The sequence below is a fragment of the Cupriavidus necator genome, from assembly GCF_016127575.1.
GTDB classification, from domain to species: Bacteria; Pseudomonadota; Gammaproteobacteria; order Burkholderiales; family Burkholderiaceae; genus Cupriavidus; species Cupriavidus necator_D.
Genome location: NZ_CP066018.1, coordinates 2,902,080 through 2,921,475, shown reverse-complemented (window position 1 = coordinate 2,921,475; position 19,396 = coordinate 2,902,080). Strand labels below are relative to the sequence as shown.

The 19,396-nt window shown below is 65.9% G+C and carries 17 protein-coding genes and 1 tRNA gene; 5 read left to right on the top strand and 13 right to left on the bottom strand.

All coding sequences use genetic code 11. The annotated features are described in order from the left end of the window. Nucleotides 1–31 precede the first annotated feature (31 nt). Nucleotides 32–1,291, bottom strand: a complete 1,260-nt coding sequence (locus tag I6H87_RS13675) for a GGDEF domain-containing protein (RefSeq protein ID WP_011615652.1) — start codon at nucleotides 1,289–1,291, stop codon at nucleotides 32–34. A 408-nt stretch (nucleotides 1,292–1,699) separates the two neighbouring features. Between I6H87_RS13675 and I6H87_RS13670 the strand changes: the two genes are divergently transcribed. Then, nucleotides 1,700–1,776 (top strand) — tRNA-Pro (locus I6H87_RS13670). Nucleotides 1,777–1,869: 93 nt separating this feature from the next. Here I6H87_RS13670 and I6H87_RS13665 read toward each other — a convergent pair. Together I6H87_RS13665 and I6H87_RS13660 are read right to left on the bottom strand one after the other, a co-directional pair. Then, nucleotides 1,870–2,613 (bottom strand): DNA polymerase III subunit epsilon, encoded by a 744-nt coding sequence (locus I6H87_RS13665; protein ID WP_010814299.1) that lies wholly within the window; start codon nucleotides 2,611–2,613, stop codon nucleotides 1,870–1,872. A 177-nt stretch (nucleotides 2,614–2,790) separates the two neighbouring features. Then, the gene (locus I6H87_RS13660) at nucleotides 2,791–3,309 is read right to left on the bottom strand and encodes a hypothetical protein (RefSeq protein WP_010814300.1); all 519 of its coding nucleotides are present in this window, start codon (nucleotides 3,307–3,309) and stop codon (nucleotides 2,791–2,793) included. Nucleotides 3,310–3,914: 605 nt separating this feature from the next. Between I6H87_RS13660 and infA the strand changes: the two genes are divergently transcribed. From infA to I6H87_RS13645, 3 genes are all read left to right on the top strand, one after another. Continuing rightward, nucleotides 3,915–4,136: a translation initiation factor IF-1 gene (gene infA / locus I6H87_RS13655; RefSeq protein ID WP_008641674.1), complete on the top strand. Its 222-nt coding sequence runs from the start codon at nucleotides 3,915–3,917 to the stop codon at nucleotides 4,134–4,136. A gap of 244 nt (nucleotides 4,137–4,380) precedes the next feature. Then, nucleotides 4,381–4,857 (top strand): SixA phosphatase family protein, encoded by a 477-nt coding sequence (locus tag I6H87_RS13650; protein ID WP_010814302.1) that lies wholly within the window; start codon nucleotides 4,381–4,383, stop codon nucleotides 4,855–4,857. A 347-nt stretch (nucleotides 4,858–5,204) separates the two neighbouring features. Next, nucleotides 5,205–6,047 (top strand): GNAT family N-acetyltransferase, encoded by an 843-nt coding sequence (locus I6H87_RS13645; protein ID WP_011615654.1) that lies wholly within the window; start codon nucleotides 5,205–5,207, stop codon nucleotides 6,045–6,047. Between the two features lie 57 nt (nucleotides 6,048–6,104). On the opposite strand, the gene ppx is transcribed toward I6H87_RS13645, so the two are convergent. Then, nucleotides 6,105–7,637, bottom strand: a complete 1,533-nt coding sequence (gene ppx, locus I6H87_RS13640) for an exopolyphosphatase (RefSeq protein WP_010814304.1) — start codon at nucleotides 7,635–7,637, stop codon at nucleotides 6,105–6,107. 193 nt (nucleotides 7,638–7,830) lie between these two features. Between ppx and ppk1 the strand changes: the two genes are divergently transcribed. Next, nucleotides 7,831–9,918, top strand: coding sequence for a polyphosphate kinase 1 (ppk1, locus tag I6H87_RS13635; protein WP_011615655.1), 2,088 nt, complete (start codon nucleotides 7,831–7,833; stop codon nucleotides 9,916–9,918). Between the two features lie 96 nt (nucleotides 9,919–10,014). Here ppk1 and phoR read toward each other — a convergent pair whose 3' ends face one another. From phoR to folP, 9 genes are all read right to left on the bottom strand, one after another. Next, nucleotides 10,015–11,397: a phosphate regulon sensor histidine kinase PhoR gene (gene phoR / locus I6H87_RS13630; protein ID WP_010814306.1), complete on the bottom strand. Its 1,383-nt coding sequence runs from the start codon at nucleotides 11,395–11,397 to the stop codon at nucleotides 10,015–10,017. A 133-nt stretch (nucleotides 11,398–11,530) separates the two neighbouring features. After that, nucleotides 11,531–12,238, bottom strand: a complete 708-nt coding sequence (gene phoB, locus I6H87_RS13625) for a phosphate regulon transcriptional regulator PhoB (RefSeq protein ID WP_010814307.1) — start codon at nucleotides 12,236–12,238, stop codon at nucleotides 11,531–11,533. Between the two features lie 27 nt (nucleotides 12,239–12,265). Beyond that, nucleotides 12,266–12,970: a phosphate signaling complex protein PhoU gene (gene phoU, locus I6H87_RS13620; protein WP_010814308.1), complete on the bottom strand. Its 705-nt coding sequence runs from the start codon at nucleotides 12,968–12,970 to the stop codon at nucleotides 12,266–12,268. Between the two features lie 47 nt (nucleotides 12,971–13,017). After that, a complete protein-coding gene (pstB, locus tag I6H87_RS13615; RefSeq protein ID WP_010814309.1) occupies nucleotides 13,018–13,806 on the bottom strand; it encodes a phosphate ABC transporter ATP-binding protein PstB in 789 nt (262 codons plus the stop codon). A gap of 52 nt (nucleotides 13,807–13,858) precedes the next feature. Beyond that, nucleotides 13,859–14,758 carry a phosphate ABC transporter permease PstA gene (pstA, locus tag I6H87_RS13610; protein ID WP_011615656.1) on the bottom strand — a complete coding sequence of 300 codons (900 nt, stop codon included), beginning with the start codon at nucleotides 14,756–14,758 and terminating at the stop codon, nucleotides 13,859–13,861. Next, nucleotides 14,755–15,723 (bottom strand): phosphate ABC transporter permease PstC, encoded by a 969-nt coding sequence (pstC, locus tag I6H87_RS13605; protein ID WP_011615657.1) that lies wholly within the window; start codon nucleotides 15,721–15,723, stop codon nucleotides 14,755–14,757. Before pstC ends, pstA begins: the two co-directional genes overlap by 4 nt. A 118-nt stretch (nucleotides 15,724–15,841) precedes the next feature. Further along, nucleotides 15,842–16,873, bottom strand: coding sequence for a phosphate ABC transporter substrate-binding protein PstS (pstS, locus tag I6H87_RS13600; protein ID WP_010814312.1), 1,032 nt, complete (start codon nucleotides 16,871–16,873; stop codon nucleotides 15,842–15,844). A 231-nt stretch (nucleotides 16,874–17,104) separates the two neighbouring features. Then, nucleotides 17,105–18,448, bottom strand: coding sequence for a phosphoglucosamine mutase (glmM, locus tag I6H87_RS13595; RefSeq protein WP_010814313.1), 1,344 nt, complete (start codon nucleotides 18,446–18,448; stop codon nucleotides 17,105–17,107). 58 nt (nucleotides 18,449–18,506) lie between these two features. Beyond that, complete coding sequence (folP, locus tag I6H87_RS13590) at nucleotides 18,507–19,373, bottom strand: dihydropteroate synthase (RefSeq protein ID WP_041687450.1); 867 nt, start codon at nucleotides 19,371–19,373, stop codon at nucleotides 18,507–18,509. Between the last annotated feature and the right edge of the window lie 23 nt (nucleotides 19,374–19,396).

The following is a 19,396-nucleotide window of genomic DNA, read 5'->3' as shown; positions in this document are numbered from 1 at the left end:
AGCACCGCTGCGCAGTGACAAGCGGCGCAGGTCAGGATGCGGCGCGCGGCTGTCCGCGCGTGATGTAGTGGCCATCGGCCGCGCCGCCATCGGTGCCCGCCTCGCTGCCTGCCGGATGCAGGGACACGCAGTTGCGCCCTTTCAGCTTGGCGTCGTATAGCGCACGGTCGGCACGGCGCATCAACGCATCGGCGCCTTCGCCCGGCTGCCGCGCCGCCAGGCCGATGCTGACGGTATAGGCGATCGGATCGGGCTCGGACGGGCATGGCGTGGCGCGCACCGCCGTGGCCAGCCGCAGGCAGGCCAGCCGGCCCTGCTCCAGCGCCGTATCCGGCATCAGGATGGCAAATTCCTCGCCGCCCAGGCGCCCCGCCACCTCGAGCTGGCCAAAATTCTTGCGCAGCTGCCCGGCGAAATGCCGCAGCACGCTGTCGCCCGCCAGGTGGCCGTAGACATCATTGATTGCCTTGAAGTGATCGAGGTCGACAAAGGCCACCGTCAGGGGCTTGCGCTGCCGCTCGGCGCGCAGGCAGGCTGCCTCCAGCTCTTCCCAGAACGCGCCGCGCAGCAGCACATCGGTCAGGTCGTCATGGCGCGCGCGCCGCTCCAGCATACGCCGCAGCCGGTCGTGTGCCATCAGCGCAAAGCTGACCGACACGCCCACCAGTGCAAAGATATTGAGCATGGCGAGCTCGCCGTCCCACGGCATCGGCCGCGGCCAGGCGCCGCCCTGCATGACTGCCGCCAGCGGCAGCGCCACGGTCCATGCGTTGATGGCCGCCGCGGCGATGACGATCAATACCAGCGACAACGCTGCCAGCCGGCCGGTGCCGCGCGTGGCCGGCACCGACGGCCACGCGCTGCGGGCCAGGTCCAGCAGCAGTGCGATGTGGCACATCGTCAGCAGCGGTGCCATCTCCGGCATCAGCGGCGGCACGGCAAGATATTGAGGCGCCAGGTCGTGCCAGGCCACCGCCGCCGCGGCTGCCAGGTTCAGCGCCAGCAACGGCGCGGCGCGGCCGGGCCGGCCCGCGAAATGCCGCGCGCCCACTGCCATGACCGAGAGCGCCGCCAGCAGTGCCAGGTCGCTCGATTCCAGTACCAGCCACAGCGGGCGCAGTTCCTGCACCGCTGCCAGGGCCGCTGCCATTGCGGCCAGCACGCTTCCCAGCGCCCACGACGTCAGGCCGCTGCGATCCATGCCCGCCGAGCGGCGCAACACCACGCAAACCACAGCCATCTGCAGGGCGAACAACCCCGCGATGAGCACAACTATGTGCGACTGAAACATCTTCATTCCCGTCCAAGGTGACAAGCGGTGCGCCGCATGGCGCCGCTGTTACCTGCTCTTTACCGGTCCTGTGTCGGACCGTTGTTATCAAAGCCGCATACCCGGTTTCAGAACGCCTGGCGCCGCCGGCCGGCAGACGCAAACACGTCGAGGCGCCCGCCGCGGGCGGGAGCGCCGTTATTGTTGTGGTGATCAGGTCAGTCCGGAAGGAATAGGCAAACCGGGCGTTCCCAAAAGCACGCCGGTCGGACTGGTGCGGTGTGCGGATTATCCCAGCGCGCAAACCCAAGTCAAGCCAAAGCGTCCCCGCCAGAAGGGGGAGCAGGCCGGCAAGGCTGAGTGCGCCAGAGCGGGCATCATCACATTAGATTGACCGCGATCGCGGGGCCCGGCTACAATGGCGGGCTTCGGAGCGTAGCGCAGCCTGGTAGCGCATCTGATTTGGGATCAGAGGGTCGTAGGTTCGAATCCTATCGCTCCGACCAGAAATACCCAGTGGAAACAACGGCCTGGATCGAAAGATCCAGGCCGTTTTTCTTTTCAGCCAAGCGGCCTCCAAGCGCCGTACAGGTCTGTTCTCACCACTGCAGCAAGTCCGGCCAGATCAGCGCCCCCGCGAACAGCATCAGCATCACCGCAACGATGACCAGCCCCCGGCTTGGGCCAGCATGGCTGGTCTCAACCTTTGGCATCCATGACTGGCCGGCGTCGGCCGGGACCGCAGGTAACGGCGGCGGCGCCGATGGCACAGGCACGCTGATCGCAATACGCGGCACGAAGTCGGACTCGGCCAGCAGGAAGCCCATGGGCGTGGCTTGGTCGGCTGCACCCATGTGCTGGAACAGCAACCTGGACAGCGCCAGGCAATCATCCAGCGCAACCTGCGGCCGGGGCCGGAAGATGCGCAGGTGCTCGCACAGCGTATCGAGCTTGTGGTTGGGGGCATGGAAGTACTGGGACCAGCGGACCTGGCGCACCGAGCAGCGCCAGCGCTTGTGCTGGATGTCGGGAAGCACTTTTCCCAGCATTCGCGCGTGGAATTCGGCGCCGTGGGCGACCAGCACATCCGCGTCGTCGACGATGGCGCGGATGGCATCGACGTCAAAGCGCCGCCCGCGCAGCATCTCCGCGGTCAACCCGTGCGTGCCGGTGGCAGCTTCACCGATCGGCACGGTGGGCTCCTGCGAACCGTAATAGTCAGTGATCTCCCGCAATAGCGTGCCAGCCCGCGGCGCCACTTCGACAAGCAACAGGCCGATGCTGACAGGCTCGTCCGCTGGCGTGAGCCCGGTGGTTTCGGTACTGACGATTGCAACCCGCATGGGCTCGGTACTCCGGTGTAGCCGCCCGCGGGCATGGTTGGCGGCGGCCGCTCTGATCGTTTGCCTCTAGGTTAGTGCGAGCGCGTTAAACGTCATATCAACCAGATGGGCTAGCTGAAAGAGCGCCAGCCGGGAGGATGCCGGCTGCTACCCCCTCCCCCATCTCCATCTCCTGGTTCAGGCAGGCTGCTGCCCCGTTTCGCCACGCCGTCTCTCGAGATTGCAATAGACGTCGGCCGCCACCAACCCGAAGAGCGCGTGGGCGAACAGGCTTTCCCAGCCGCGGGCCTCGTCGAACCAGTTGAAGTAGGTCCCCAGCAGATAGAAATTGACCAGGTAGACCACCACGCCAAACACGATCCCGACCACCGAGGCCAGCCACAGACTGGAATCGAAGCGGAATGACGACAGAATCATCGCCAGCACCGCCGCCAGGATGATCGACAGCGCGAAGTGCACCGTCCCCGCCGAAAGCACGACTGTCCAGTTGAAGGCATCAGCAGACAGGGCTTCACGTCCGAGGATGATGGCCGCGACCATCTTCACGGTGCCCCAGGCGCCCTGGTACAGCAGGAAGCGCGCCGTCAGCAGTTCCAGCACCATGTAGACCGCGCCGGCAATCAGCCCCGCCACCACGGCGGCCCGCCAGTCCGGCCGGCAGCGAACGTAGCGGTGCGATTCCAGATGGAGTTCCATGGCAGTCTCCTTGCGAGATCCGGCCCGGCAAGGCCGTACGAGTTAGTTCTAGCTCATATGGGGCAAATACCAAGCCGGCCAGACCGCAAGACGCGCCTTTCAAGGCACATGAATTGCCGACTTTGGCGGCACGGTGCAACCGCCGCGGCCGGCCATCTGCCGCAACGTGCCGGCCATGCTGCAACTGCGTACGTGATACAATGTCAAAGTAGCCCCCGGGGTGTCCGTGCATCCCTGTAACCGGGCGTTCTCACCAGCGCGCTCTTCGCGAGCGAACAGCAGCCGCCGGCGCGGGCCTTCCGCGACGACACCAAACTGGCGAACCACCGGGTACAACCTGCCCGCCTGCTCCGCAAAGCACACGGCCTCCCCGGCCGTCAGCGGCCAGGCCGTCGCCCAAGCCATCCGCGCCCGTTGGGCGATACCGCTGACAGGACCGAGCATCAGGCGCCGCAGTCCGCGTGAGCTTGCCCCGAACAACCCAAGGCGCGCTTCGCCGCAATCGGCGAAACATGCCGCGGTTCCGCGCCGTACCGGGCGAACCGAACAGGATTTTTAAAATCGCAACCACGCAGCCTTCACGGGCTGCCGAAAAGGAAGACAGATTGGCTAAGGAAGAACTCATTGAATTTGGCGGCGTGGTGTCGGAAGCCCTGCCTGACAACCGCTATCGGGTCACGCTGGAAAACGGCGTCGAAATCTGGGCATACGCTTCGGGCAAGATGCAGAAGCACCGCATCCGCATCCTGGCCGGCGACCGTGTCACCCTGGAAATGTCGCCCTATGACCTGACCAAGGGACGCATCAACTTCCGCCACAAGTCCTGAGTTTCTGCACGGCCCCGGCGATACCGCATGCGCGGCTGTCGCCCGCGCCGCGGCCGTTGTGCGCCGACGCGCTGTCACGCCGCTGACACCGCGCCTGGACACACTTGCGGGCTGCCCGACAGGCAGCCTGCTTCCGTTTACGCGCCGCGTGCAGCCTGGCCTGCGCACCGGCGCGGGCCAGCTGGCGCTTGCACCGGTCGGGCCGCTTCACCATACTCGAAGCTCGCTCATTGCCCCGTCCGACATGAACCTGATCCTGTGGCGCCACGCCGAAGCCGAAGACCTCCCCGACGCGCTCAGCCTGAGCCGCCATGCCGACCTGCAGCGGCCACTGACACGCCGCGGCCGCAAGCAGGCGGAGGTATCCGCCAAATGGCTGCGCGCGCATCTGCCGGCCGACACCCGCGTCCTTTGCAGCCCTGCGCTGCGCACCCGCGAAACGGCGGCCGCGCTGTCTGCCGAGGCGGAGATCAGTGACGCCCTTGCGCCCGGCGCCGACGTCAGCGCAGTGCTTGCAGCAGTCGAGTGGCCGGAACGCCCCGAGCACGTGGTGGTAGTCGGGCACCAGCCCTGGATCGGCCGCGTCGCCAGCCTGCTGCTGGCCGGCTCGGAAATGAACTGGAGCGTGCGCAAGAGCGGCATCTGGTGGTTGACCGGCCGCACCCGCGAAAGCGAGGCGCAGACCGTGCTGCGCGCCGTCATCAACCCCGAATTCCTCTGAGCCCCGCCCCACCCCGCATGCCAGGTGCCGCCTGACGGCACCTGGCCCATTTTGTCCCGCCAAAATCAGAAATAGCTGATGGCGGGCGGAATCTCCCGTAAGTAGAGTGGCCTTGGCGCCTCTTCCGGTGCCGATAGCAGGTGTCACGGAGATTCCCCATGAATGGCCCGGCCGATCGTTATATTGACGTCGAGGATCGCGACTCACACCCTGACCCATCGCCCGAAAGCGCCCGACCGTCCGCCCTGGCAGGTGACGTCACGGAACCGTCATCCGCGGGTCACGGCAATGTCACCCACTCTCACTACATTGCATCGCAACAGTTTCGTCACCAAAAGGACATACTGATGCGAGATCTGCCGACGCCCACCCAGCCGCTTTTCGACTCTCTGCCCAATGGCCTTGGTGGCCAGACGGCGCGGAGCCGTCTTCATCGCCAATCAGATACACCGGCACATGAATCGCCTGTTCTCAGCGTGGCGTGGGCGCGCCACCAGGACGAAGTAGTCGAAGCCCAGCGCCTGCGCTACAAGGTTTTTGCCGAGGAAATGGGCGCGCGCCTGACCTCTTCGGTGCCGGAGCTGGACATCGACATGTTCGATGCCTACTGCGACCACCTGATCGTGCGCGACATGGCCACGCTGCGCGTGGTGGGCACCTACCGCGTGCTGCCGCCGCACCAGGCCAAGCGCCTGGGCTGCCTGTACGCGGAATCTGAATTCGACCTGGTACGCCTGGGCCACCTGCGCCCCAAGATGCTGGAACTGGGCCGCTCCTGTGTGCACCGCGACTACCGTTCGGGCAGCGTCATCATGGCGCTGTGGGGCGGCCTGGGCGAGTACCTGCAGCGTTGGGGCATCGAATCGATGCTCGGCTGCGCCAGCGTGCCGATGAACGACGGCGGCCACTACGCGGCCAGCCTGCACCGGCTGTTCAGCGAGCGCTCGCTGGCGCCAATCGAATACCACGCCTTCCCGCGCGTGCCGCTGCCGGTCGAGGACCTGAACCAGCAGCTGGACGTCGAGCCGCCCGCGCTGATCAAGGGCTACCTGCGCCTGGGCGCAAAGATCTGCGGCCAGCCGGCCTGGGATCCGGACTTCAACGTGGCTGACTTCCTGACGCTGCTGCGCGTGAACGACATGAACCCGCGCTACGCCCGTCACTTCCTCGGCCTGAACAACGCCGCCTGAGCGGCGCCAGCTGCCTGTCAGCGGCCGCCGCCCCGGCGGCCGCCCTCCGCACTGCGCTCAGTCATAGATGACCTTGTAGCGCTTGCCGATCCGCTGCCATTCATCAGCCTCCTGCGCCAGGCTGTATTCGATCAGCGGATTGGCCTCGATCCACGCCTTCGGCAAGCGCACGGTGAAGCCTTCGTCCAGCGCCTCGGCCAACTGGCTCACGCGGATATCGGGCAAGGCCACGTCCGAGCGGCGGCGGCACAGCACAAAGGCCAGGCGCAGGCTGAACAGCATGCGCCAGTCGACGAACCTGCCGCTGCCCGACAGCTTGCCGAGCTTGCCCGCATGGCCCAGCAGCAGCGTCGCCAGCCGCGCCTGGTCGGTCTTGGAAAAGCCCGGCATATCGGCGTGGGTGGCGATATAGGCCGAATGCTTGTGGTAGCCGCTGTGCGAGATCGACATGCCGGTCTCATGCAGGCTGGCGGCCCAGCCCAGCAGCGCCAGGTTGTCCTCGCGCCGTTCGTTGGCCGGCTCCGGGAACTGTGACAGCAGCGTCTGCGCGGCACGGCGCACGCGGCCGGACTGGGCCCGGTCCACGCCATAGCGGCGCATGAACTGGTCCACCGTGACGGTGCGCATGTCCTCGTGGTGGCTGCGTCCGAGCAGGTCGTACAGCACACCTAGCCGCAGCGCGCCGTCGGTGACATCCATGCGCTCGATATCGAGTTCGGCAAACACGCCCAGCATGATCGACAAGCCGCCCGGCAGCACCGGGATGCGGTCCGCCTTGAGGCCGGTCAGCTTGACGCGGTTGGTGTTCTCGGCCTTGATCAGCGCGCGCTTGAGGCGCTCCAGCCCTTCGCGCGTGATACCGTGCTCGGCGGTGCTGTCGTTCATGCCATTGAGTTCGATCAGCTCGGCCAGCGCGCGTGCCGTGCCCGACGAGCCGACCGCCTGCTCCCAGCCCGTGGCCCGGTACTGGCGCACCAGCACCTGGATCTCGCGGCGCGCGGCCAGCTCGGCCTGCTTCATCGCGTATTCATCGACGTTGCCGCTGGGGAAGAACTGGCGGCTGTGCGACACGCAGCCGATATACAGGCTTTCCATCAGCTTGGACTGGTAGCCGTTGCCGATGATGAACTCGGTCGAGCCGCCGCCGATATCGACCACCAGGCGGTTGCCCTGGCAGGCCGGGGCGTCGTGCGAGGCCCCGAGGTAGATCAGCCGCGCTTCCTCGCGCCCGGCGATCACTTCGATCGGGAAGCCCAGCGCGCTTTCGGCCTCGATCAGGAACTCGGACGCGTTCTTGGCCACGCGCAATGTGTTGGTGGCAACGGCGCGCACCTGGTTGGGCGCGAACTCGCGCAGCCGGTCGCCGAAGCGCCGCAGCGCATCGATACCGCGGCGCCGCGCGGGCTGGTCCAGGTATTTGTCGGGCGTCAGGCCGGCGGCCAGGCGGACCGGCTCGCGCAGCGCGTCAACCTGGAAGATCTGGCTGGCCGGGCCATTGGCCGTGGGGGTCTCGTCCACCCGCCCGATCATCAGGCGGAAGCTGTTCGAACCCATATCGACGGCAGCCAGCAGGCGTGGGGTGTTATTCATCGTGTGCTAGGAGGGCTGGTTCGCGTTGGCGTTGCGTGGCGCGGCAGGTGCGCTCTGGTGCCTTGGCCTGCCGGCGTTCGCGCCCGGGAAAAATATGTCCTGATCATGTCTGCATCATGACAAAATCAAACTGTCATAAAAGTGACACGTTTTTATGAAAAAGTCGCCACATTACCAAAAGAAGGTCATGCTCATGTCGACGACTCCGTCCAGTACGCTGCTCAACCGCGAACTGGGCATCCTGGAATTCAATGCCCGCGTGCTGGCGCAAGCGGCGGACCCGAAGGTCCCGCTGCTGGAGCGGCTGAAATTCATCTGCATCGTGTCCAGCAACCTGGACGAGTTCTTTGAAATCCGCATGGCGGGCCTGAAGGAACAGATGCGCGACAACGCTTCGGGGCTGACGCCGGACGGCCTGTCATTCCAGCAGACCTACCAGCTCGTCACCGAGCGCACGCAACGGCTTGTGGCTTCGCAGTATGACATGCTGCAGAACACCATTTTTCCACTACTTGAAAAAGAGGGGGTCTTTTTCCACCTGACCACCACCTGGACCGACGCCCAGCGCGAATGGGCGCGCGAGTTCTTCCAGCGCGAACTGGGGCCGGTGCTGACCCCGATTGCACTGGATCCCGCCCACCCCTTTCCCCGCGTGCTCAACAAGAGCCTGAACTTCGTGGTGGAATTGTCCGGCAAGGACGCCTTCGGCCGCGAGGCCGACCTGGCCATCGTGCAGGCGCCGCGCGCGCTGCCGCGCGTGGTAAAGATGCCGGAGAAGCTGTCGGGCTACCCGTATGGCTTTGTGATGCTGTCGTCCTTCATGCAGGGCTTCGTGCATGAGCTGTTCCCGGCGATTGCCGTGCACGGCTGCTACCAGTTCCGCGTCACGCGCAACTCCGACCTGTTCGTCTCGGAAGACGAGATCACCGACCTGCGCGAGGCGCTGCAGGGCGAGCTGCCCACGCGCCATTTCGGCGACACGGTGCGCCTGGAAGTCTCGTCGGACACGCCGGCACCGCTGGCACGCCGGCTGCTGCTGGAATCGGGCCTCGCCGAGCAGGACCTGTATCGTGTTTCCGGCCCGGTGAACCTGGTGCGGCTGATGCAGATCCCCGACATGGTGGACCGGCCCGCGCTGAAGTTTGCGCCATATGTGCCCGCGCCGGTCAAGGCCTTCTCCGCCGGCGCGTCAATGTTCGACGTGATGCGCCAGCAGGACGTGTTGCTGCACCACCCGTACGAGAGCTTCAGTTCCGTGCTCGACCTGCTGCAGCTGGCCGCGGCCGACCCCAACGTGGTCGCGATCAAGCAGACCGTCTATCGCACCGGCAATGAGTCGCTGGTGATGGAAGCACTGATGACTGCCGCGCGCAACGGCAAGGAAGTGACCGTGGTGGTGGAGCTGCTGGCGCGCTTTGACGAGGAAACCAACATCAACTGGGCCGAGCGCCTGGAATCCGCGGGCGCACACGTGATCTACGGCGTGGTCGGCCACAAGTGCCACGCCAAGATGCTGCTGATCGTGCGGCGCGAGCCCACCGGCCCCAAGGCCAAGCAGGTCAAGCTGCGGCGCTACGCCCACCTCGGCACCGGCAACTACCATCCGCGCACCGCCCGCCTCTACACCGACTTCGGCCTGCTGACGGCCAACGAGGAGATCTGCGAAGACGTGCATCACGTGTTCCAGCTGCTGACCGGCACCGCCGGCACCATCCGGCTGAACCACCTGTGGCAGTCGCCCTTCACCATGCAGAGCAACCTGGTCGACCATATCCGCGCCGAGGCCCGCAACGCGCGCGCCGGCAAGCCCGCGCGCATCATCGCCAAGATGAACGCGCTGCTGGAGCCATCGATCATCGACGAGCTGTACAAGGCCTCGCGCGCGGGGGTGAAGATCGACCTGATCGTGCGCGGCGTGTGTGCGCTGATGCCGGGCGTGCCGGGCATGTCCGAGAACATCTCGGTGCGCTCGATCATCGGCCGCTTCCTGGAACACCACCGGGTCTACTACTTCTACGCCGGCGGCGAAGAGGTGCTGTACCTGTCCAGCGCCGACTGGATGGACCGCAACCTGTTCCGCCGCGTGGAAGTTGCCTTCCCGGTGCTGGACAAGGCGCTGAAGGCACGCGTCATCAAGGAAAGCCTGCAGGTGCACCTGCGCGACAACGCCTCGGCGTGGATCATGCAGCCGGACGGCAACTATGCACGCAAGCAGACGCGCTCGAAGCGTCCACATGTGAGTCAGAACGATATGCTGGTGATGTTTGGGGGGATGCCCTGAGCGGGCTTCTGTTGCCCACCTTGCGCCAGGAGCCGAGGAGGCTTCCCTGAGGCATAACATGCAAAACCCCGCCGCGGCGGGGTTTTCCTTTACGGGTCAGGCGGCGCGCCGCGAGGTGTCCGGCGACTGCGGCGGCGCGGTCGGGCCGCTGCCTGGCGCTGGCATGTCCGCGCCCTCCCCGGCCGAACGCAGGCTGCGTTCAAGCGGGAAGATCACGCGGAACACGCTGCCCCGGCCCTCTTCGCTGGTCACGCGCAGGTCCGCATGGTGGCGTGACAGCACGTGCTTGACGATGGCCAGCCCCAGCCCGGTGCCGCCGGTGTCGCGCGAGCGGCTGCGGTCCACGCGGTAGAAGCGCTCGGTCAGCCGGGGAATATGCTCGGGAGCGATGCCCAGGCCGGTATCGGCCACCGAGAACACGGCATGACCCTCTTCCCAGGCCAGCCTGATGGTGATGCGCCCCCCGTCCGGCGTGTAGCGCACGGCGTTCGACACCAGGTTGCCCAGCGCCGACAGCAGTTCGGTCTCGGCGCCACGCATGCCGACGGTCGGGTCGATCTCGGCCGAGACCTGGTGCCGTCCCTGCGACAGCGCCTCGGCGTCGTGGGTCAGGTGCGCCACCATGGCACGGATCGGCACGATGTCATTGCCGGGCGGCTGCGCATCGCTTTCCAGCTTGGCCAGCGCCAGCAGGTCTTCGACGATGCTCTGCATGCGCACCGACTGCGCCAGCATCATGTCGATGTAGCGGCGCCGGTCGTCTTCCGACACCGGCAGGTCGCGCACGGTTTCCAGGAAGCCGGTCAGCACCGTCAGCGGCGTCTTCAGTTCGTGCGACACGTTGGCAACGAAGTCGCGCCGCATCGCCTCGGTGTTTTCGAGCTTGGTGATGTCCTGCGTGATCACCAGCTTGCGGTTGTCGCCATAGGGCAGGATCTGCACCGCGATCACGCTGTGCTTGTGCTCGCCCATGTCGCGCATCACCAGTGGGTCATCGAAGCGCTGCCGGGTCAGGTAGTGGACGAACTCGGGGCGGCGGATCAGGTGGGTGATGCGCTGGCGCACGTCGCGCCGCGCGTTCAGGCCGAAATGCTGCTCGGCCACGTCGTTGCACCACTCGATCTGGTCGGCGTCGTCCAGCATCAGCACGCCGTTGGGCGAAGCCTGGATGGCCTGGATAAAGCGCGTGTGCTGCTGCTCGACCTGCAGCACCTGGGTGCGCCAGCGCTTGACCAGCCGGTGCAGCCGGTAATACACCTCGCCCCAAAGCCCGAGTGCACTGGGGATCTCGCCGTAGACCGGCGCATCAAGCACCTTCCACAGGCGGTTGATCTGGTACAAGTAGTAGAACAGCAGCCCGAGCAGCGATACGCATGCCAGCGCCAGCGCTGGCACCGGGCCCACGGCCAGGTAAACACCGGCGGACAGCACCAGCAGGCTGATCAGGATGGCCACGGAACGGGCCCAGATGACATTCATGCGCAGGGTTCAGGCTCGCAGCCACGGAAGGCTGCAGGGTTGCGACGGAGTGTGCCACGAATGCGCCGCGCCCTGCCAGCAGCGTGGGCTCTGGCAGGGCAGCACGTCGAGCCGCCCTCCCATGTCCGGCGCGTCAGGCGCCGGGCGTGCGCGCCAGGCGGTAGCCACTGCCGCGCACGGTTTCGATCATATTGCTGTAGCCGCCGGGGGTGAGCGCGGCGCGCAGGCGCTTGATATGGACGTCGACGGTACGCTCCTCGACAAAGACATGGTCGCCCCAGACCTGGTCGAGCAGTTGCGAGCGGCTGTGCACGCGTTCCGGATGCGTCATCAGGAAGTGCAGCAGGCGGAACTCGGTCGGACCCAGCTCCAGCTTGATCGCGCCGCTGTCGTCCTGGCCGGTGACACGGTGCGTGGCCGGGTCCAGGCGCAGGCCGTTGATGGCCACCACATCGTCGGTCAGCTGCGGCGCACGGCGGCGCAGCACCGCCTTGATCCGCGCCAGCAGTTCCTTGGGCGAGAACGGCTTGGTGACGTAGTCGTCGGCGCCGGCCTCAAGCCCCATCACCTTGTCCTGCTCCTCGCCGCGGGCGGTCAGCATGATGATGGGGATCTGGCGGGTGCGGTCGTTGGCCCGCAACTCCTTGGCGAAGTTCGCGCCCGACTTGCCCGGGAGCATCCAGTCGAGCAGCACCAGGTCGGGCAGCACATCGCTCATCAGCGACAGCGCCTGCTCGGCGTTGTAGGCCCGGATCGGATAGTGCCCCGCGTGCTGCAGGTTCACGGCGATCAGTTCGGCGATCGCCGGTTCGTCTTCGACAACGAGAATACTGCTTGGCATGTAATTGTTCTCCGTGGGCGGCTGAGTTCAGCTCAGCGCTTCGCGCTCCATGTCCTCGCGCGAGACATGGCGGACGTCCGTCCCCTTGACAATGTAAATGATAAATTCCGCGATGTTCTTGGCGTGATCGCCAATGCGCTCCACCGCCTTGGCGATGAACAGGAAATCCAGCGCGACCGAGATCGTACGCGGGTCTTCCATCATGTACGTGATCAGCTTGCGCACGAAGCCGCGGAATTCCTCGTCGATGGCCTTGTCGTCCTTGACGATGCGCGCCGCCGCCACGGTGTCCAGGCGCGCAAAGGCGTCCAGCGCCTGGCGCAGCAGCGAGATCGCCATCTCGCCCGAGAGCTTGACCTCGGCGTAATTGATGCTGTGCGCCGACGCGTCTTCCATGATGTGCTTGGTGCGCTTGGCGATCTTCTCGGCCTCGTCGCCGGCGCGCTCCAGGTTGGTGATGGTCTTGGAGATGGCCATCACCAGGCGCAGGTCGCGCGCGGTCGGCTGGCGCCGGGCAATGATGTTGCCGCAGTCGGCATCGATCTCGACTTCCAGCGCGTTGAGCTGGATCTCCCGGGCGATGACCTGGTCGGCGGTCTCGCCATCGAAGTCGGACAGCGCGCGCATGGCGAGCTCGATCTGCGACTCGACCAGGCCGCCCATCTGCAGCAGCTTGGTGTTGATCGCGTTGAGGTCGGCGTCGAACTGAGTCGACAGGTGCTTGTCTGGCATGGGATTCTCCTGGCCGCTTATGGATATGCTACGCCCTGCGGTAACGATCAGCCGAACCGGCCGGTAATGTAGTCTTCCGTTTCCTTGCGGTGCGGCTTGATGAAGATCTTCTCGGTCTCGCCGAACTCGATCAGTTCGCCCAGGTACATGTAGGCGGTGTAGTCCGAGCAGCGCGCCGCCTGCTGCATGTTGTGGGTAACGATCACGACCGTGTACTCGTCCTTCAGCTCCGCGATCAGTTCCTCGATGCGGCCGGTGGAAATCGGATCGAGTGCCGAGCACGGCTCGTCCAGCAGCAACACTTCCGGGCGGATGGCAATGCCGCGCGCGATGCACAGGCGCTGCTGCTGGCCGCCGGACAGGCCGTAGCCGGACTGATGCAGCTTGTCCTTGGCCTCGTTCCACAGCGCCGCCTTGGTCAGCGCCCATTCCACGCGGTCGTCCATCTCCGAGCGCGACAGCTTCTCGAACAGGCGCACGCCGAAGGCGATGTTGTCGTAGATCGACATCGGGAACGGTGTCGGCTTCTGGAACACCATGCCGACCTTGGCGCGCAGCAGCGCGATGTCCTGGCGCGCGGTCAGCAGGTTGTCGCCGTCCATGTTGATCTCACCCTCGGCGCGCTGCTCGGGATACAGCGCATACATCTTGTTGAAGGTGCGCAGCAGCGTCGACTTGCCGCACCCCGACGGTCCGATGAAGGCCGTGACCTTGCGGTCGGGGATCGACATGTTGATGTCCTTCAGCGCATGGAACTGGCCGTAGTAGAAGTTCAGGTTGCGCACGTCGATCTTGGCGCGTACCGAATCGGGAATGTCGATGACGGTGGAGGTCATTGCGTTTCTCGCTTGCAGTCTTTGGGCGGGACGGTTTGCGTGGTCCGGCCGCTTATTTCTTGAACAGGATGCGCGCCAGGATATTCAGGGCCAGCACGCCGATCGTAATCAGGAACACACCCGCCCAGGCCAGTTGCTGCCATTCGGTGAACGGGCTCATGGCAAAGCGGAAGATCGTCACCGGCAGGTTGGCCATCGGCTTGTTCAGGTCGCTGGTCCAGAACTGATTGGACAGCGCGGTGAACAGCAGCGGCGCGGTCTCGCCGGCGATACGGGCGACGGCCAGCAACACCCCGGTCACAATGCCGGCGTAGGATGACTTCACCGTGATCGACAGCACCATCTTCCACTTGGGCGTGCCGAGTGCGAAGGCCGCCTCGCGCAGCGCGTTGGGCACCAGGTTCAGCATGTTCTCGGTGGTGCGCACCACGATCGGCACCTGCAGCAGCGCCAGCGCGCAGATCCCGGCCCAGCCCGAGAAGTGGCCCATGCGGGTCACCACCAGCGCGTAGACAAAGAGGCCGATCACAATCGACGGCGCCGACAGCAGGATGTCGTTGATAAAGCGGATAAAGCTGGCCAGCGGCGAGCTCTTGCCGTACTCGGCCAGGTAGATGCCGGCCAGGATGCCCAGCGGCGTGCCGAACAGCGTGGCCATGCCGACCATCACGAAGCTGCCGAAGATGGCGTTGGCCAGGCCGCCGCCAGCGGTATTCGGCGCCGGGGTCATCTGCGTGAACAGGTCCAGCGACAGGCCGCCCACGCCCAGCGTGACGGTGGTCCACAGGATCCACGCCAGCCAGAACAGGCCGAAGCCCATCGCCACCAGCGAGGCGGTCAGTGCATACAGGTTGGTGCGGCGGCGGCGCGCCTGCAGCCGGGTGCGGATGGCATCCGCGTCGGCACGGACCGCCGGGATCGATGCGGTTGACACAGCTTGACTCGCGCTCATTTGGTTCCCTCATTCTTTGCCAGTCGCAGCAGCAGCAGCTTGGACAGCGCCAGCACCACGAAGGTAATGAAGAACAGGATCAGGCCCAGTTCCATCAGCGCCGCGGTGTGCAGGCCGGCGCCGGCTTCGGCGAATTCGTTGGCGAGCGCCGAGGTGATGCTGTTGCCCGGCGAGAACAGCGAGGCGCTGTCCAGCAGGTTGGTGTTGCCGATCACGAAGGTGACGGCCATGGTCTCGCCCAGTGCGCGGCCCAGGCCCAGCATCACGCCGCCGATGACACCGGCGCGGGTGTAGGGCAGCACCACGTTCCACATCACTTCCCAGGTGGTGCAGCCCACGCCGTAGGCCGATTCCTTGAGCAGCACCGGGGTGACTTCAAACACGTCGCGCATCACCGAAGCGATGTACGGGATGATCATGATCGCCAGGATCACGCCCGCGCACAGCAGGCCGATGCCCAGCGGCGCGCCCTGGAACAGCTTGCCGACCACCGGCAGCTGGCCCACCGTGGCGGCCAGGGGCTTCTGGAAATACTCGCCGAAGATCGGCGCGAACACGAGCAGGCCCCACATGCCGTAGACGATCGACGGCACCGCGGCGAGCAGTTCGATGGCCGTGCCCAGCGGGCGGCGCAGCCAGGCCGGCGACAGCTCGGTCAGGAACAGCGCGATGCCGAAGCTCACCGGCACCGCGATGATCAGCGCGATCAGCGAGGTCACGATGGTGCCGTAGATGGGCACCAGCGCGCCATAGACATCGGCGGGAGGATCCCACTCCGCGGTCCACAGGAAGCGCGCACCGAAGGTCTGGATCGACGGCCAGGCGCTGATCGCGAGCGAGACGATGATGCCGCCCAGCAGCAGCAGGGTCACGATCGCGGCGCCCCGCGTCAGGCCGCCGAACAGGATGTCGCCCATGCGGCTCGGGGGCTGGACGTTGCGGATCTCGGAGGGGGTAGTCGCCATGTCGGGAATTCAGGGTGGATCGCCGCTCCCGCCTGGGCGGGAGCCTGGTGTCCGGGCCAGTTTCGGGCAGCCCGGCCACCGGCCCCGCACTCGCGCGGGGCCGGCGATGCCGTCAGGATCAGTACAGCGCCTTGCCCGAGGCGTCCTTGACGCTGGTCTTCCAGGTCGAACGGATCTGGTTCACAACGTTTTCCGGCAGCGGCACGTAGTCAAGGTCGGCGGCCATGTTGGCGCCGCTCTTGTAGGCCCAGTCGAAGAACTTCAGCACTTCGGCACCCTGCGCGGCCTTTTCCTGGTTCTTGTGGACCAGGATGAAGGTGGCGCCCGCGATCGGCCAGGCTTCCTTGCCCGGCTGGTTGGTCAGGATCTGGTAGTAGGTCTTGCTCCAGTCCGCACCGGCGGCGGCAGCCTTGAAGGCATCGTCGCCCGGCTTGACCACGGCACCCGACGCGTTCTTCATGTTCACGTGGGTCATCTTGTTCTGCTTGGCGTAGGCGTACTCGACGTAGCCGATGGCGCCGTTCAGGCGCTGCACGAAGGCGGCGACGCCCTCGTTGCCCTTGCCGCCGGTGCCGCCGCCCGGCCAGTTGACCGTGGTGCCCTCGCCCACCGCGCTCTTCCAGTCCGGGCTGACCTTGGACAGGTAGTTGGTGAAGATGAAGGTAGTGCCCGAACCGTCGGCGCGGCGCACCGGCAGGATGTCCTGGCTCGGCAGCTTGGCTTGCGGGTTCAGCGCCTTGATCGCGGGGTCATCCCACTTCTTGATCTTGCCCAGGTAGATATTGGCCAGCACTTCGCCCGTGATGGTCAGATCGCCCGGCTTTACGCCCTGCAGGTTGATCACCGGCACCACGCCGCCGATCACGGTCGGGAACTGGACCAGGCCCTGCTTGTTCAGGTCCTCGTCCTTCAGCGGCGCGTCCGAGGCACCGAAATCGACCGTCTTGGCGCCGATCTGCTTGATCCCGCCCGACGAGCCGATGGATTGATAGTTGACCTTATTACCCGTTGCTTTTTGGTATGCGTCGGCCCACTTGGAATACACGGGCGCCGGGAAAGAAGCGCCTGCACCGGTAATTTCCGCCGCGAACGCAGTACCCGCCACCACCATCGAAACGATGCCTGCCACGGCAGTCTTGACCAGCTTCATATGTCCTCCAGAGAACATTGGTTGGGAATGACAAATTTTTGACAAGACGAACTCTATGCTCCCTGTATGACAATTCCGTGACATCTTTAAATCTTCTTGGAACCGGCCTCCAGCAAGGGATCGCCGCGGCCATCCGGCAATCATGGTGACGCAATATGACGGCGGTTAATTGCGCTATAGAATAAAAAAACGCCGGGACTGGCCCGGCGTTCCTGGTCAGGGGGCGGCGTATCAGGCGCCCAAGGCATCGGCCAGCCGCCTGGCCGCGCGCTCGGCCATTTCAGCCTGCTCGGCCTCGACCATCACGCGCACCACCGGCTCGGTGCCGGAGGCACGGATCAGCACCCGGCCGCGCCCCTCCAGTTCAGGCTCGACCGCCGCGCGCGCGGCCTGCAGGCCGGCATGCGACTGCCAGTCGAAGCCTTTCTGCACGCGCACGTTGATGAGCGTCTGCGGGAACAGCCTTACGCCCTCGAGCAACTGCGCCAGAGTCTTGCCGCTGCGGCGCAGCGCGGCCAGCACCTGCAGCGCCGACACGATGCCGTCGCCGGTGCTGTGGCGGTCCAGGCACAGCAGGTGGCCGGAGCCCTCGCCGCCCAGAGTCCAGCTGCGCTTGTTCAACTCTTCCAGCACATAGCGGTCACCCACCTTGGCGCGCACGAATTCCACGCCCTGGCGCTTGAGCGCGAGCTCCACCGCCATATTGGTCATCAGCGTGCCCACGGCACCCGGCACCGCCTGGCCAGCGGCCTGGCGGTCGCGCACGATCAGATACAGCAGTTCGTCGCCGTTGTAGAGACGGCCGTCGGCATCCACCACCTGCAAGCGGTCGGCGTCGCCGTCAAAGGCCAGGCCCAGGTCAGCGCCATGGGCCTTGACCGCCTCAACCAGCTTGGCCGGCGCGGTGGCGCCGTAGCCGTCGTTGATATTGCGGCCGTCCGGCTGGTTGCCGATCGAAACCACGTCGGCGCCCAGCTCATGGAACACGTGCGGCGCGATGTGGTAGGCGGCGCCATGGGCGCAGTCGACCACCAGTTTCAGGCCGTACAGGTCCTGCTCATGCGGGAAGGTGCTCTTGCAGAACTCGATATAGCGGCCGGGCGCATCGTTGATGCGGCGCGCGCGGCCCAGGTCATCGGACGGCGCGCACACCATCGGCTCTTCGATGGCAGCCTCGATCTCTGCCTCGACCGCATCGGGCAGCTTGTCGCCGTCGGCCGAAAAGAACTTGATGCCGTTGTCGTAGTAGGGATTGTGGCTGGCCGAGATCACCACGCCGGCGGACAGCCGCAGCGCCCGCGTCAGATAGGCGATGCCCGGCGTCGGCAGCGGGCCGGTCAGCAGCACGTGCACGCCGGCCGAGGTGAAGCCGGCTTCCAGCGCCGCTTCCAGCATATAGCCGGAAATGCGCGTGTCCTTGCCGATCAGCACGGTCGGCTTGCCTTGCCCGGTCTTGGCGCCGTGGGCCAGCACCTTGCCGGCCGCATGGCCCAGGCGCATCACGAAGTCCGGCGTGATCGGCGCCTCGCCGACCCTGCCCCGCACGCCATCTGTCCCGAAATACTTGCGTGTCATTCGCTGATTCCCTTTCTTTACTCTGATCGTTGTTCTGCCTGCGGTGGCCGCGGCTGGTTCAGGCCGCGCCAACGGACTCGTTGCGCACCGCCCACCAGGTCTTCACGGCGTCCACCGTCTGCTCCACATCATGCACGCGCACGATAAATGCTCCGCGCTCCAGCGCACACACCGCGGCGGCAATGCTGGCGGCAACACGCTGCTGCGGCGGCCGGCCACCAAGGACCGCGCCCAGCGTGGACTTGCGCGAGATGCCAGCCAGCACCGGCAGGCCCTCAAGCGCCAGCCGCGGCAGTTGGCCGAGCAGGCGCAGATTATGATCGGGTGTCTTGCCGAAGCCAAACCCCGGATCGAGGGAGATGCGCGCATCGTCGATGCCGGCAGCGCGCAGCACGGCAATGCGCTCGGCAAGGAACCCGGCCACCTCGGCGACCACGTCATCGTAGTGCGGGTCTTCCTGCATGGTCTGCGGATCGCGCTGCATATGCATCACGCACAGGCCCGCCTGCCCCGCCGCCACGGCCTCGACCGCGCCCGGCATGCGGAAACCCCAGATATCGTTGATGAGATCGGCTCCGGCCGCAAGCGCGGCGCGCATGACCTCGGGCTTGTAGGTATCGACCGAGAGCGGCTTGCCGCAGTCGCGCAGTGCTTCCACCACCGGGATCACGCGCGCCAGTTCGTCTTCCAGCGGCAGCGCCGCCGAACCGGGCCGGCTGGATTCCCCGCCGATGTCGATGATGTCAACGCCCTCGGCGATCATCTGCCCGGCATGGCGCAGCGCCGCGTCCCGGCTGGCATGCTGGCCGCCATCCGAGAAGGAATCGGGCGTGACGTTGAGGATACCCATCACCAGCGGGCGCTGGTCCAGGGCAAAGCGAAAACGGCCGCACTGGAAATACCTGGTCTGAGAAGTCTGCTGCAAGGTAGGAATGCTTGATTCAATCC